The 13,670-nt window shown below is 71.3% G+C and carries 15 protein-coding genes; 5 read left to right on the top strand and 10 right to left on the bottom strand.

Features of this window, described 5'->3' with window-relative positions:
* The first annotated feature begins 42 nt into the window (after positions 1–42).
* On the top strand, positions 43–597 hold the full coding sequence (locus tag CSC65_RS00930; RefSeq protein ID WP_162408088.1) for an OmpO family porin: 555 nt from the start codon (positions 43–45) through the stop codon (positions 595–597).
* 220 nt (positions 598–817) lie between these two features.
* Here the strand turns inward: CSC65_RS00930 and CSC65_RS00935 are convergent, their stop codons facing one another.
* The 5 genes from CSC65_RS00935 to CSC65_RS00955 all read right to left on the bottom strand — a co-directional run bounded on the left by CSC65_RS00935 (position 818) and on the right by CSC65_RS00955 (position 3,919).
* A complete protein-coding gene (locus tag CSC65_RS00935) occupies positions 818–1,843 on the bottom strand; it encodes an NAD(P)H-dependent glycerol-3-phosphate dehydrogenase (protein WP_162408089.1) in 1,026 nt (341 codons plus the stop codon).
* Between the two features lie 23 nt (positions 1,844–1,866).
* Complete coding sequence (secB, locus tag CSC65_RS00940; protein ID WP_162408090.1) at positions 1,867–2,385, bottom strand: protein-export chaperone SecB; 519 nt, start codon at positions 2,383–2,385, stop codon at positions 1,867–1,869.
* 102 nt (positions 2,386–2,487) lie between these two features.
* A complete protein-coding gene (locus CSC65_RS00945; RefSeq protein ID WP_202922801.1) occupies positions 2,488–2,925 on the bottom strand; it encodes a rhodanese-like domain-containing protein in 438 nt (145 codons plus the stop codon).
* Positions 2,926–2,992: 67 nt separating this feature from the next.
* On the bottom strand, positions 2,993–3,412 hold the full coding sequence (locus CSC65_RS00950; RefSeq protein WP_162408091.1) for a hypothetical protein: 420 nt from the start codon (positions 3,410–3,412) through the stop codon (positions 2,993–2,995).
* A gap of 51 nt (positions 3,413–3,463) precedes the next feature.
* Positions 3,464–3,919 (bottom strand): YiiD C-terminal domain-containing protein, encoded by a 456-nt coding sequence (locus CSC65_RS00955; protein ID WP_238390218.1) that lies wholly within the window; start codon positions 3,917–3,919, stop codon positions 3,464–3,466.
* Between the two features lie 53 nt (positions 3,920–3,972).
* Here CSC65_RS00955 and CSC65_RS00960 point away from each other — a divergent pair, with 53 nt between their 5' ends.
* The 3 genes from CSC65_RS00960 to CSC65_RS00970 all read left to right on the top strand — a co-directional run bounded on the left by CSC65_RS00960 (position 3,973) and on the right by CSC65_RS00970 (position 7,099).
* The gene (locus CSC65_RS00960; protein WP_162408093.1) at positions 3,973–4,734 is read left to right on the top strand and encodes a uroporphyrinogen-III synthase; all 762 of its coding nucleotides are present in this window, start codon (positions 3,973–3,975) and stop codon (positions 4,732–4,734) included.
* 113 nt (positions 4,735–4,847) lie between these two features.
* Positions 4,848–5,834 carry a uroporphyrinogen-III C-methyltransferase gene (locus CSC65_RS00965; protein WP_162408094.1) on the top strand — a complete coding sequence of 329 codons (987 nt, stop codon included), beginning with the start codon at positions 4,848–4,850 and terminating at the stop codon, positions 5,832–5,834.
* A gap of 2 nt (positions 5,835–5,836) precedes the next feature.
* Positions 5,837–7,099: a heme biosynthesis protein HemY gene (locus CSC65_RS00970; protein ID WP_162408238.1), complete on the top strand. Its 1,263-nt coding sequence runs from the start codon at positions 5,837–5,839 to the stop codon at positions 7,097–7,099.
* 9 nt (positions 7,100–7,108) lie between these two features.
* Here CSC65_RS00970 and CSC65_RS00975 read toward each other — a convergent pair whose 3' ends face one another.
* Both CSC65_RS00975 and CSC65_RS00980 read right to left on the bottom strand, forming a co-directional pair.
* On the bottom strand, positions 7,109–7,900 hold the full coding sequence (locus tag CSC65_RS00975) for a hypothetical protein (RefSeq protein ID WP_162408095.1): 792 nt from the start codon (positions 7,898–7,900) through the stop codon (positions 7,109–7,111).
* Between the two features lie 102 nt (positions 7,901–8,002).
* Positions 8,003–9,280, bottom strand: a complete 1,278-nt coding sequence (locus CSC65_RS00980; protein WP_162408096.1) for an acetyl-CoA C-acetyltransferase — start codon at positions 9,278–9,280, stop codon at positions 8,003–8,005.
* Positions 9,281–9,456: 176 nt separating this feature from the next.
* Between CSC65_RS00980 and CSC65_RS00985 the strand changes: the two genes are divergently transcribed.
* On the top strand, positions 9,457–10,326 hold the full coding sequence (locus CSC65_RS00985; RefSeq protein WP_162408097.1) for a hypothetical protein: 870 nt from the start codon (positions 9,457–9,459) through the stop codon (positions 10,324–10,326).
* Positions 10,327–10,444: 118 nt separating this feature from the next.
* Here CSC65_RS00985 and CSC65_RS00990 read toward each other — a convergent pair whose 3' ends face one another.
* The 3 genes from CSC65_RS00990 to CSC65_RS01000 all read right to left on the bottom strand — a co-directional run bounded on the left by CSC65_RS00990 (position 10,445) and on the right by CSC65_RS01000 (position 13,619).
* Positions 10,445–11,008 (bottom strand): superoxide dismutase family protein, encoded by a 564-nt coding sequence (locus CSC65_RS00990; RefSeq protein WP_162408098.1) that lies wholly within the window; start codon positions 11,006–11,008, stop codon positions 10,445–10,447.
* 107 nt (positions 11,009–11,115) lie between these two features.
* Complete coding sequence (gene ntrC, locus CSC65_RS00995) at positions 11,116–12,570, bottom strand: nitrogen regulation protein NR(I) (protein ID WP_162408099.1); 1,455 nt, start codon at positions 12,568–12,570, stop codon at positions 11,116–11,118.
* Positions 12,567–13,619 carry a two-component system sensor histidine kinase NtrB gene (locus tag CSC65_RS01000; protein WP_202922802.1) on the bottom strand — a complete coding sequence of 351 codons (1,053 nt, stop codon included), beginning with the start codon at positions 13,617–13,619 and terminating at the stop codon, positions 12,567–12,569. Before CSC65_RS01000 ends, ntrC begins: the two co-directional genes overlap by 4 nt.
* Positions 13,620–13,670: the final 51 nt, after the last annotated feature.

The raw sequence follows: 13,670 nt of genomic DNA on the forward strand, positions 1-13,670 counted from the left end.
CAATGGCCGGAAACAACAACCGACATAGAGGTCGATAGAACAATGAAGAAGTCCCTGCTTGCCCTGACCCTGCTGGTCGCCGCCCCCTTCGCCGCCTCGGCCGCCGAGGGCGTGTCCTACAACTACGTCGAGGGTGGCTATGCCGCCACCAACACCGACTATGCCGACACCGACGGCTGGGGTCTGAACGGCTCGGTCGCGATCGCCCCGAACTTCCACCTGTTCGGCGGCTATACCAACCAGGAATTCGACAACACCTCGTTCGACTTCGACCAGTGGCGCGTGGGCGTGGGCTACAACCGCGAGATCGCCCCGGCGGCCGACCTGGTCACCCGCGTGGCCTACGAGAGCTTCGACGCCGGCTACGGCATCGACTACGACGGCTGGAGCGCCGAAGTCGGCGTGCGCGGCGCGCTGCACCCGAACTTCGAGGGCTACGTGATGGCCGGCTATGAAGACGGCGACAACTACGACGGCGAGTTCTACGGCCGCGTGGGCGCCCAGGCCAAGTTCAACCAGAACTGGGGCGTGAGCGGCGACGTGAAGTTCGTCGACGGCGACACCCAGTGGTTCGTCGGTCCGCGCTTCAGCTGGTAAGCCGAAAGGCGTGCAATAGCCGGGGGGCGGTCCCTCTCTCTCCCGTTCCCCGGCTTGTTTCACTGGCGTGTTTCCCTCCCCACACGCCAGACCGGAGCCCGGCGCAAGCCGGGCTCTTTTTATGTGCGCGATAAGCGCGCGCATCAAAGCGCGCTGCGGCAACGTCGGCACGGGACGGCCGCCGCAGCGCGACGCGCAGGTCGCGCGACGGGGTCGCGACTCAGCGGAACAGGGTGTCCGGGTACTCGGGCTTCTGCTCGCGCCCCAGCAGCTGGCGCAGCCCGTCGACCGGGGTGATGTCCCCATGCAGCACCGCGCGCACGCCGGCGGAAATCGGCAGCTCGATGCCATGCCGGTCGGCCAGGCGCATGACCTCGTCGGCGGTCTGCACCGATTCGACCACCTGCCCGATCTGCGCGATCGCCTCGCCCATCGGCTGGCCACGACCCAGGGCCAGGCCCAGGCGGCGGTTGCGCGACAGGTCGCCGGTACAGGTCAGCACCAGGTCGCCGAGGCCGGCCAGGCCCATCAGCGTTTCCGGGCGGGCGCCGATCGCCGCGGCCAGGCGCAGCATTTCGTTGAGGCCGCGGGTGATCAGGCCGGCGCGGGCATTCAGGCCCAGCTCCATGCCATCGGCCACGCCGGTGGCGACGGCCAGCACGTTCTTCATCGCCCCGCCCAGTTCGGCGCCGACCATGTCGTTGCCGGTGTAGGCGCGGAAGGCCGGGCCATGCAGCGTGTCGGCCACGACCTGGGCGAACTCCGCATCGGCGCCATGCACGGTCACCGCGGTGGGCAGGCCGAGCGCGACTTCCTTGGCGAATGACGGGCCGGTGACCACGGCCAGCGGCACGTCCGCGCCCAGCACGTCCTCGGCCACCTCGTGCAGGAAGCGCCCGGACCCCGGCTCGAAGCCCTTGGTCGCCCAGGCCACGCCGGCACCGGCCGGCAGCAGCGGCTTGAGCGCATGCAGGGTTTCGGTGAACGCGTGCGAGGGCACCACGACCAGCACCCAACTGGCACCGCGGACGGCGGCGGCCAGGTCGGTGGTGGCGCGCAGGGTCGCCGGGAGTTCGATTCCGGGCAGGTAACGCGGGTTCTGGTGGTCGCGGTCGATCGCCGCGGCCATCGCCGGATCCCGGCCCCACAGGGTGGTGGCCAGGCCGTTGCGCGCGGCCAGGGTGGCCAGCGCCGTGCCCCACGAGCCGGCGCCGAGGACCGCCAGGGTGTCAGGCACGGCAGTCACGGGGCCGGCGCGGGACTGCAGGCTCAGGCGTTGCCGACCGGCTCGGCCAGGGCCGCTTCAGCGGCGCCCGCCTGCTGCTGGCGCTGGCGCAGGGTCTCGGCGTACAGCGCGTCGAAATTGATCGGCTGCAGCAGGAACGGCGGGAAGCCGCCAGCCTGGATCAGGTCGCCGACCGTCTGGCGCACGTACGGGAACAGGATGTTCGGGCACTGGGTGCCCAGCAGGACGTCGATCGCCTGCGGCTGCAGGCCGACCAGGCCGAACACGCCAGCCTGCTCGACTTCGGCCACGTACGCGGTCTTGTCGCCGACCTTGCAGGTCAGGGTGACGGTCAGCACGACCTCGAACAGCGCCTCGTTCAGGCGCTGCACGCGCTGGTTGAGGTTGAGCTGCAGGTCCGGCTGGCCCGGCTCGCTGAAGATGCCCGGGGCGCCCGGGGCCTCGAAGGAAACGTCCTTGACGTAGATCTTCTCGACGCTGAAAGCAGGACCCGCGGCTTCCGGCTGGGCGACGGCGGCGCCGTTGGTGGTTTCGTCGGACATTTCAGGAACTCCAGATGCATTGGGAACGCGACCAGCATTGATCGCAGTGAACGCCGGATTATGGCATGCCCACCCGGGCATGGCCGCTCCGCCGGGGGTATGTCAGGCGCGGCCCTTGACCAGCGGCAGGCCGGCCGCGTCCCACGCGCCGGTGCCACCCTCGAGCCAGTGGACCTGCTCGAAACCGGCCTTCTTCAGCTTCTTGGCCGCATCGGCCGACGCCATGCCGTTGCGGCACACCAGCACCACCGGCGACTGCTGCTTGCCCGCCAGCAGCTTGCCCTGCGGGTCGAACTGGCTGGGGATCACGTTGCGGCTGCCGGGGATGTGGCCTTTCTCGAAATCGGCGATCGCCGACAGGTCCACCACCAGCGCACCGCCCTGGTTGACCAGGCTGGTCAGCTCGGCCGGCTTGAGCGCCTTGTAGCCACGGAACAGGCGGGCGATCTCGGTGTAGGCGATGGCCACGGTCAGGCCTGCCAGCGCCATCGACAGCATGGGGTGGCGGCCGAAGAAGGCCATCAGGGTTTCTGCATTCACGACAGTCGGGATCGGCAGCGGAAAGGGCGGCGATTGTCGCACAGCCCCCGGTCGCGACGCGCCGCGGCTACTTGCCTTCCCAGAAATCGGGCAGCCCGGCCACCTGCCACCAGCGCTTGGCCTTGGGGTCCCAGCGCCACTTTTCCTGGTAGCGGACCGAGCGTTCGGCCTGGGTGTGGCGGTTGATCACGCCAACCTCGACCGACCGCACCACCGTGCCGTCCTCCAGTTCGCCATTGCCGCCTTCGCGGTAACTGGACACCTGCAACTGGTTGTAGCGCTCCAGCTGCAGGTCGGTCAGCGGCTGCGCCTCGCGCAAGGCGGGGTCGACCATCTGCCAGGCGCCTTCGTAGTCGCTCCAGCGCATGGCCGAAGAGAACACCGTCTGCGCCTGCTCGAGCTTGCGCGAACTGCCACCGGCGGCCTCGGCGTGCGGCATCGCCAGCAGCATCAGCCAGGCGAGCAGCAGGGTCGGGATCGTGCGCATGCAGGGGCTCCGGGGCGGATACGACCCATCCTAGCAGGGCCGAAGCGGTGCTCAGTCCGGGCGCAGGGCCACGAAGCGCCCGCTGAACACGGTCGCCTCGCCGCCGTCGGGCAGGCGGACGCAGGCGGCGATGCGGCACCGGGAGCGGCCGCGCTGGCGGAAGGTGGCGACGAAGGTTTCCCAGCCACCCTCCTCCAGCCAGGCCTCCGCCCGCAGGTCGGCCTCCAGCGGCGCCAGGTAACGCACGGTGCTGTCGGCGACGTAGACCTCGGCCTTCAGCCCTGCGTCGGCCAGCCGCGAGGTGGCCAGGGCCCAGCCGGCCAGGGTCATCAGCGAAGCCAGGCTGCCGCCGAAAGCGGAGCCCTTGTCGTTGATATTCGGTGCCAGCGGCGCGTCCAGGCGCAGGCGCCCGGCCGTTTCGCCCACGATCTCGACCTGCATTGCGCGGACCTGCGGGATCGACTGCAGGTGGGTGCGCAGTGCGGCCAAGCTTGAAGCTTCGATCATCGGATACATCCACGGGCGCGTGGTCCCACGCGCGGGGCCCGCATAATGCCGCAATGTCCGCGCCACGTCCGCCCGCCTGGTACCTGATCTCATTGCGTGCGCAGGCCGATCATTCAGCCCCGCGCCGCGCCGCCGCGCGCCATGGCGGTGGATTGCTGCCGCTGTCGCCCTGGCGGATACGGCTGCGAGACGATGCGGCCAGCCGGCAGGCGCTCGAAGTGGCCCTGGACGCTCCGGTCCTGGTGTTCACCAGCCCTGCCGCGGTCCGTGCCGCCGTCGCGCTGCGGACGCTTTCCGCCGCGCCGGCGCAGCAGTGGCTGGCGGTGGGTGCGGGTACGGCCGCCGCACTGCGCCGGGCCGGCATCGGGCGGGTGCAGGCGCCATCGAGGATGGACAGCGAAGGCCTGCTGGCGCTGCCGGCCCTGGCCGGTGCCACCCGGGTCGGCCTGGTAACCGCCCCCGAGGGGCGTGGACTGCTCGCGGCCACGCTGGCCGATCGCGGCACCCGGGTGGACCGCGCCGATGTCTACCAGCGGGAGCCGTTGCCTCTGACGGCGCCCGCGGTGGCCCGGCTGGCAGCGCTCCAGGCGCCAGCCTGCCTGGCCCTGAGCAGCGAGCTGGCCCTGCGCCTGGTGCTGCCGCAGCTGCCGCCTCCGGCCCTGCGGGTCCTGCAGGGCGCAGCGGTGGCCGCCGCCAGCCCGCGCCTGGCCGGGTTTGCCCGCGAGCTGGGCTGGCAACGGGTGGTGGTCGCCGGCAGTCCGCGCCCGGCGGCGCTGGTCCGGGCCGCGGTCGAGGCGCTGTCGACCAAGGTCTGAACTGGTTGCGCTTGCAGCGCCACGGGCGCCAAGCGATCCTTTCGACAGGGTCGCCGGTACGACGCACGTCACGGTTGACGACGCGGCAGCGGCCCACGGACAAGGACGCTCCCGTGAACGAGGTTTCTCCCGCCGCTTCCCGCCGCGTCCGTTGGCGCGCGCCTGTCGCCGCACTGCTGGTGCTGGCGCTGGGAGTGGCCGGCTGGTCCGGATGGCATGGCTGGCACCAGCGCCAGCAGCAGGCACGTGTGCAGGCACAGGAGGACGCGCGCCAGATAGATGCGCTCGGCCAGCGCATGGACACGCTGCGCGGCGACCTGCGCGCGCAGGGCCGACTGCTGCAGGATGCCGCCGCGTCCAACCGCGTGCTGCGCGACGAAGTGCTGGGCCTGGGCCAGCGCAATGCGCTGCTCGAGGACACCGTGGCCAGGCTCGACGCGAACAGTCGACAGGGCCACCAGGCCCTGCGCCTGGACGAAGCGGAACTGGCGCTGGTCGCGGGCGCGCAACGCCTGCACCTGGCCGGCGACCTGGATGGCGCGCGCCGCGCCTATGCGCTGGCCGCAGGCATGCTCGACGACCTCGACGATACGGCCGTGCTCAACCTGCGCCAGACTCTCGCCGCGGAACGCGCCGCGCTCGATGCGCTCGGCCCCGGTCCGCGCGCGAACCTGGCCCGGCGGCTGCAGGCGCTCGATGAAGCACTCGGGCAACTGCCTCGCGAGCCGTCCGTGTCCGCCACGCGGCAGGCACGTCTGCCACTGTGGCAGCGCCTGCTTTCGCCGTTGCTGGAAATCCGGCCCTCAGGCAGCAACGCGCTCATGGGCGCCGCGCAGCGTCGCGAGGGCGCGGATGCGCTGCAGGTGGAGCTGACCCTGGCGCGCGCGGCCCTGGAACGCGGCGACGTTGACGGCTTCCATACCGCGCTGAACCGCAGTGCGGCGTGGATCGCCCGCTTATGGCCTGATTCACCTGCGCTGCACGATGTTCTCGGTGAACTGGATTCGATGCGCGAGGCACCGCTGCAACCACAGTCGCCGCTGCTCGACAGCACGCTGCCGCAGCTGCGGGCCCTGCGCGACGGGAGGGACGCGCCATGAACATGAAGCCGTACCGTTGGCTGGTCGCGCTGCTGGTGGTCGCCGTGCTCGGCGTGCTCGGGTCGCAGTGGCTGGCGCAGCACAACGCCTCGGACCTGGGCCAGGTGATCGTGCGCAGCGGCGGTTACGACTACAGCACGACGCTGCCACGCGCGGCGTTGCTGCTGCTGCTGGCGTGGCTGGTGCTCGCTGCCGCATGGTCCTTGCTGCGCCTGCCGTTCCGGATCTGGGGCCGCTATCGCAAGCGCCAGGGTCGCGCGCGACTGATCGAGGGGCTGCGCGCGCTGCAGGGCGGCCACTGGCTGCGCGCCGAGCGTCTGTTCGCCGCAGCCGTGGACGACCCCGAAGTCGGCGCGATCGCGCTGGCCGCTGCGGTGCGCGCGGCCGACGGCCGCGGCGATCCGGCCGCCGCCGAAGGCTGGCTGACCGCGCTGGCCACACGCGATCCCGCCGCACACGCGATGCTTGCCGGGGAACGCCTGCTCGAACGTGGCCTGCCGGTCGATGCGATCAATGCACTCGACGTCGCCGCCGCTCAACCGCTGCCGCCACGCGGACTGCTGTTGCGCACGCGCGCGCTGAAGAGCATCGGCCGCGCCGGTGAAGCCTATGGCCTGCTCGGCGCGCTGCGCCAGCAGTCGGCCTTGCCCGAAGCGGAGCTGGCACGACTGGAGATGGAACTCGCCACCCAGTCACTGCGCGAAGCCGCCGATGCCAACCTGCTGGCCGAGCGCTGGGAAGCCATGCCCAAGCCGTTGCGCACCGAACCACCGGTGGTGGCCGCCTATGCCGCCCGCGCCGCCGCGCTGCGCTGGGACGAGGCCGCGCTGCGCCATCTCGAGCAGGCGCTGGACGCGCGCTGGGACGAGTCGCTTGCCGACCTGTATGGAAGCCTGGCGGTCGGCCATGTCGATTCGCGCCGTGCCAGCGCCCAGCGCTGGCTGCAGGCACATCCGGCCAGCCCGGCCCTGCTGCTGGCGCTCGCGCGGCTTTCGCGCAAGCAGGGCCAATGGCTGCAGGCGCAGGACTTCCTGCATCGCGCCATCGCCCAGGGGGCGGGTGCGGAAGCATGGGAAGAAATGGGTGCCGGGTTCGCTGCGGCCGGCGAAGAAGGCCTGGCGCGGCGCGCGTATGCCAACGCATTGCATGCCGCACGTGGCGAAGCTGCCGAGGAACTTCCTGGCCGCGACCTGCGCGAGAAGATCTACGACCTGGCGGTGGGCGAGGACCGCGACGCGCACGGCATCCCGCGACTGAAGGACTGACGCGGAAGCTCAGCGGCCCGGGTCGGCTGCCGCATCGGCGGCGGCCTCGACATCCCCTGCAACGCCTGCGTCCTTCCCGGCCATGGAGGCCATCGTCCTGCGCGCGTCTCCCTGTTCCACCAGCGCGAGCTGCTGGGCCACTTCGGATGCGTACTGGGCACGCGCATCGGCATCACCCACCAGCTGCGGCGGCAACGGCTGCAGGTGCTCGAAGCGCGCGCGGGCGGCATCGAAGCGCGAGGTCCGACGCTCCCATTCGCCGCGGATCAGCTGGCAATACAGCCATTGCTCGTCGCGCTGCGTGTGCGCGGCATCATCCGGACAGGCGGCGGCGAAGGCGGCGGCGGCAGCTTCCACGTAATGCGGGTACTGCGCCGGCGACGCTTGCCAGGTCGCGCGCATCAGGGTGCCGGCGCGATCGACCAAGGACACGCCGAGCGCTTCCTGCAGGGACGCCGCCAGCCAGTAAGTTGTTTCGGTCTGGCGCAGCTGCTGGTATGCCTGGCCCTGGACGAAGGCTGTCAGCACCTCCAGTTCCGCCGGGCTGAAATCGTCGCGATACATGACGAAACCGTTGCCGGGGCATTTCGCCAGCGGCCACGGGGACATGATCGGCCCGTAGGCCTGGCCGTCCAGGTAGTGGCCGAAGGCCGTCCCCGAGCCTGCCGTTTCCTGGCGGAAGCGCTCGCCTCCGACGGGGCACTGGTAATCCATCTCCATGATGGTCAATGCCCGTGCAGGCCCGGCCGCGACCAACGCCAGCCACACCCCCGCGCACGCCCACGCTGCCATCCGGCTCATCCGCGCCCCTTCGCATCTTGTCCGCGATCCACGATAGCAGCACGGTGCCCCGAAACGCGGAAGGGCGGCCAAGCCGCCCTTCCGGTGGACAGGATCCTTCGCTCAGCGTTCGACGATCGCGACCACACCCATGCCGCCGGCCGTGCAGATCGAGACCAGTGCGCGGCCACCCCCGCGTTCGGCGAGCTGCTTGGCGGCGGTCGCGATGACGCGAGCACCCGTGGCGGCGAAAGGATGGCCGGTGGCCAGCGAGGAACCGACCGGGTTGATCTTCTCCGGATCGATCCGGCCCAGCGGCGCATCCAGCCCCAACCGGTTGCGGCAGTAGTCCTCGCTCTCCCACGCGCGCAGCGTGCACAGCACCTGCGCGGCGAAGGCCTCGTGGATCTCGTAGAGGTCGAAATCCTGCAGCGTGAGTCCATGACGGCGAAGCATCTCCGGCACCGCGACGGTCGGCGCCATCAGCAGGCCTTCGCCATGGACGAAGTCGACCGCGGCCACCTGCGCGTCGCGCAGGTACGCCAGCGGCTCGTGGCCATGCGCACGCGCCCATTCCTCCGACGCCAGCAGCACCGCGGCGGCACCATCGGTCAGCGGAGTGGAATTGGCGGCGGTCAGCGTGCCGCGACCGGAAACCTTGTCGAATGCCGGCTTCAGCGTCGCCAGCTTTTCGAGCGAGGTGTCGGCACGCAGGATGTTGTCGCGCTCCACGCCGCGGAACGGCGCGATCAGTCCGTCGAAGAAGCCGCGCTCGTAGGCCGCGGCCAGCTTGCGGTGCGACGACACCGCCCACTCGTCCTGCGAGTCGCGCGAGATGTTCCACTGCTTGGCCATGTCCTCGCAGTGGTCGCCCATGCTCTTGCCGGTGCGCGGCTCGGCCACGCCGGGGAACTCGGGCTTCAGCTCGGCCAGCTTGAAACCCTTGAAGGCGGCGATCTTGTCCGTGGTGGTTTTCGCCCGGTTGGCGGCCAGCAGGCGCGCGCGCAGCTTCTTGCCGTAGACGATCGGCACGTCGGAGGTGGTGTCCGAACCGCCGCCGATGCCCGACTCGATCTGGCCGACCGCGATCTTGTTGGCGATCGTGATGATCGAATCCAGGCTGGTGCCGCAGGCGCGCTGCAGGGTGATGCCCGGGGTCAGCGGCGACAGGCCCGACGACAGCGCCGCCTCGCGACCCAGGTTCCAGTCCGACGAGTGCTTGATCACCGCGCCCATCGCCACTTCGCCCAGCTGCTGGCCGTGCAGGCCGAAGCGCTCGACCAGCGCGCCGAGGGTCCGCACCGACATGCCGAGGTTGCCGACGTCCGAATAGGCGGTGTTCTGGCGGCAGAACGGGATGCGGACGCCGCCTAGGATGGCGACGGGACGGACGGCTGGCATGCGGTGACCTCGGTCGGATTCCGTTCGTGGGGGCGGCCTGCATACGCGGCCGAATGCATAATGCGCAGTGTAGCCCCGACCCGTCAGGCGGCCAATGATCCAGACCCACCCCGGCATGAACGAAGTGACCGCGCGCACGGCCCGTGTGTGCGACAACGCCCGATGGAGGCAGGCGCATGGCTGAAGCGATATTCAGGGGCGCGTTCGCGCTGGAGCTGGCCGGCGGCGCCGAACCCGGGCACGCCGCGTTGCCGCCGGAGCAGGCCGGCGAACTGGCCATCCGGGTCGGTCGCGACCTGGCGGCGCTGGTTGAGGGCGTATCGGACCTGGACCTGGTCCTGGCTGCCGCACACTTCGATCCGGCCGAATCGCTGCGCCCGGGCTGGCCACTGCACCAGCGGCTGCAGGAACTGCATGCGCGCGCGCCCGGTCGAGACCAGGGTCCGCGCGTGCTCGCCTTCGGCGCCGATGCCGAGGGCGGGGTGCCGATGCCGTTCCAGGCCGATCCGGCGCTGGCTGGCGGCGGCCTGCGCGTGCTGCCGTTCGTCCTTGTGGGCGCCGCGGATACGGTTTCCGCGGTCGCCGAAGCCCTCGAGGAAAAGTTGCTGGCCCTGGGCATGGCCCAGCCCGATACCGCGCTGGCCGCGCAGGACGGCTTCGCGGCACGGGTCGAGCACGCCCGCTATCTCAGCGTGCACGACCTCGCCGCGATGATGGCGATGCAATACGACAACCAGGGCCTGGCGCCGTTGTGGAACCTGGTCGAGGCCGCCTTGCTCGCCCCCCACGCGGTCGAGTGGCTGGACCAGGGCGCCGAACCGCTGCTGCGGCTGGAGAACGGCGAAGTGCGGATGGCGCTGTTCGATCCGGCCGGCTGGTGCATGCACTACCAGGGCGGTGAAGGCGATTGCGACCGGCTGCAGCGCGTGTACGAGCACTTCCTCGCGCGCCAGCGCCAGTTCGCCGCCGTGCTCGAAGCACACGGCATCCCGGTGCTGTTCGTGCATTGCGACGGCCAGCAGGACGCGCGCGCGCAATTGCAGTAGGTCGTCACGCCTTCCCGCGCCCTCGCATCACGGCATCGCGGCCCGCCGCTCAACGGTCGCCGGTCACCGCGCGCGGCGGCCGGCATCCTTATACGATCGCCTCGACCGCGCCGCGGAGCTACTGCACCACCTTGATCACGCCACAGGCGACCCGCGCGCCGGCATTGCCGGTGGGCTGGGTGTGGTAGTCGTCCGGTGCGGCATGCACGATCACCGCGCGGCCGGCGATGTCGTTGGCCGCTCCGCCGCCCAGGGTGACGCCGCGCAGGTGCACGTTGACCCTGGCCACGCCGCCGGCATCGCTGGTGATGTTGTCCATGTCGCCGGCATGGTGGATCGGGGTGCCGGCACGCCCATGCGCGCTGGTGGCCGGATTGAAATGCCCGCCGGCGCTGGTCGCGTCGACCGCGCTGCAGTCGCCCTTCTCGTGCACGTGGAACCCGGACTGCGTGTTCGGTACCAGGCCGCCGACCTCCCCGCTGATGTGCACGCCGTCGCCCATCGGGGCCAGGGTCAGCTTGCCGCTTACCCGGCTGCCCGAGGCCGAGGCCATGACCGCGACCGCCTGCTGCGCGGTGCTGGTGGCGACGGGCGGCGCCGGTGCGGCGGGCGGCGTGCTGCTGCAGGCAGCCAGGACGGCGAGTGAACCGAGCAGGCCAAGGGGGACGAATGCGGTTCGCATGGTGGAACTCCCAGCGGGAATGGACGAAGCGACCCCGAGCATAAGCCGCATGCCGGTTCAGGCGGCATGAACGTGCGCGCGCCGTGGCGCGCAGTGCTGACCCGGCGTCAGCGCCGCTTGCGCCCCGGCCCGAGCTTGCGGGTGACCGTATTGCGACCGACGCCCAGCAGCGCCGCCGCTTCCACGCGCCGGCCGCCGGTGTGCTGCAGGGCCGCGTTGAGCAGCGCCTGGTCGAAGCGGTCGCGCGCCTCGGCGTGCAGGTCGCGCGCGCCGGCCTGCAGGCAGTCCAGCGCCCACTTGCCGAGCTGTCGGTCCCATTCGGCCGGCGGCACCGACGCCGCCGAAGCGGCCGGCACGACCCCACTCGCCGGTGCCTGCACTTCGTCGAGATCGTCGACGGTGATGGTCTCGCCCGGCGCAAGCGCGGCCAGTCGCCAGCACAGGTTCTGCAGCTCGCGCACGTTGCCGGGCCAGTCCATCGCCTGCAGCGCAGCCGTCGCTCCGGCGTCGAAGCGCTTGCCGCCCGCACCGAGCTTGCGGGCGGCGCGGTGCAGGAAGGTATCGGCCAGCAGCGGGATGTCGCCGCGGCGCTCGCGCAGCGGCGGCAACTGCAGTCGGACCACGTTGAGCCGGTGCAGCAGGTCGGCGCGGAAGCGGCCCTGCTGGACCAGCGTCTCCAGGTCCTGGTGGGTGGCGGCGATCACGCGCACGTCGACGCGGATCAGCTCGCGCCCGCCGACGCGGAAGAATTCGCCCTCGGCCAGCACGCGCAGCAGCCGGGTCTGCAACGAGGCGGGCATGTCGCCGATCTCGTCCAGGAACAGGGTGCCGCCGTTGGCCTGCTCGAAGCGGCCGACATGGCGCTTCTGTGCGCCGGTGAACGCGCCGGCCTCGTGGCCGAAGAGCTCGCTTTCCAGCAGTTCGGCGGGGATCGCGGCGGTGTTGAGCGCGACGAACGGCCCGGTCGAGCGCGGCGACTCGCGATGCAGCGCGTGCGCCACCAGTTCCTTGCCGGTGCCGGTCTCGCCGGTGATCAGCACCGACAGCGGCGCCTGCGCCAGCCGGCCGATCGCGCGGAACAGCGCGCGCATCGCCGGCGTGTCGCCGATCAGCTCCGGAGCCCCGGCCACCGTTTCCGGCGCCGGCTCGGGATCGGCGGCGGGAGCGGCGATCGCGCTCGCCGGCAAGGCCCGCGCAGCCAGCGCCACCGCATCGTCCAGGTCGAACGGCTTGGACAGGAATTCGTGCGCGCCGCCGCGGAACGCGCTGGCGGTGCTGGCCACGTCGGTATAGGCCGACATCACGATCACCGGCAGGTGCGGATGCGCGGTCTTGAGCCGGTCCAGCAGCTTCAGTCCGTCTTCGCCGGGCATGCGCACGTCGGTGAACAGCAGGTCCGGCGCCCCGCGCACGCGCAGGGCCGCCAGCGCGCTGGCCGCGTTCTCGAAGCCGTCGACCTCGTAGCCGGCATCGCGCAACGCGGTGGCCAGCACGAAGCGCACCGAGCGGTCATCGTCGACCACCCAGACGCGTCGGTTGTCGGCGCTCATGGCGACGCTCATGCGGTGGGTGCTCCTTCGGATTCGTTGTGCGGCAGCAGCAGCGTGAAAACGGTATGCCCGGGGCGCGAGCGGAAGGTCAGCGAACCGCGATGCTCGCGCGCGACCTGGTGGGCCAGGGCCAGGCCCAGGCCGGTGCCCTCGGCGCGACCGCTGACCAGGGGCAGGAACAGGTGTTCGGCCAGCTCGTCGGGCACGCCGCGGCCGTCGTCCACGATCTCCACCCGCAGCGCGCGGGCGTGCAGGTGGTCGCGGATATGCAGGCCGTTCTCGACCCGGGTGCGCAGGATGATCGTCGACGCGCTGGCCTGCTGCGCGTTGCGGACCAGGTTCCACACCGCCTGGGTAAGGCGGTCGGCATCGCCTGCGAATTCGGGGATGCTGGGGTCGTAGTCGCGCTGCACGCGCACCGTCCAGCCGCCTTCGGCCTCGGCCAGGCGCAGCACGCGCTCGAGCACGGCATGGATGTTCAACGGCGCATGCGGTCGATGCGGCGCCGGCGACAGCAGCTGGTCGACCAGCTGGCTGAGGCGATCGATCTCCGCGCCGATCAGTTCGATCAGTTCGCGCTCGCCCGTCTCCTCCGGGCGCTGGCCGGCGCGGCGCGACAGCAGCTGGGCGGCGCCCTTGAGCCCGGCCAGCGGATTGCGCAGCTCATGGGCCAGGCCCTTGAGCGCGGCCTGCAAGGCGCCTGGGAGTGCCCGGGCCGGGTCGGGCTCGGCGAACGCATCGGCCGGATGGGCTTCCAGCAGCCAACCGTCGGCGGTGCGGGTGACCCAGCCATCGGCGTAGCGCGGCGCTTCGCCGGGCAGTCCCAGCGCGATCCGGTGCAGGCGCAGCACCTCGCGCTCGTCCTGTTCCAGGAAGCGGGCCAGGGCATCCCCGTCCAGCTCGAGCGCCGCCAGCGGCTGGCCGAGCAGCCGCCGCGGACCCACCCCCAGCCAGCGCGGGAACGCCGGGTTGACCCCGGTGATGCGCGCCTGATGGTCCGCCCAGGCCACCGGGGTGCCCAGCTGTTCGAGGGTGGGGGCTGCGGGGGTCACGGCGTCCATTGCACCAATTTAGTGCATAGAGGCGTGCCGTGCGATATCCCCCCGGTTGCG

The organism is Pseudoxanthomonas daejeonensis (assembly GCF_010093205.1).
Taxonomy (GTDB): domain Bacteria; phylum Pseudomonadota; class Gammaproteobacteria; order Xanthomonadales; family Xanthomonadaceae; genus Pseudoxanthomonas; species Pseudoxanthomonas daejeonensis.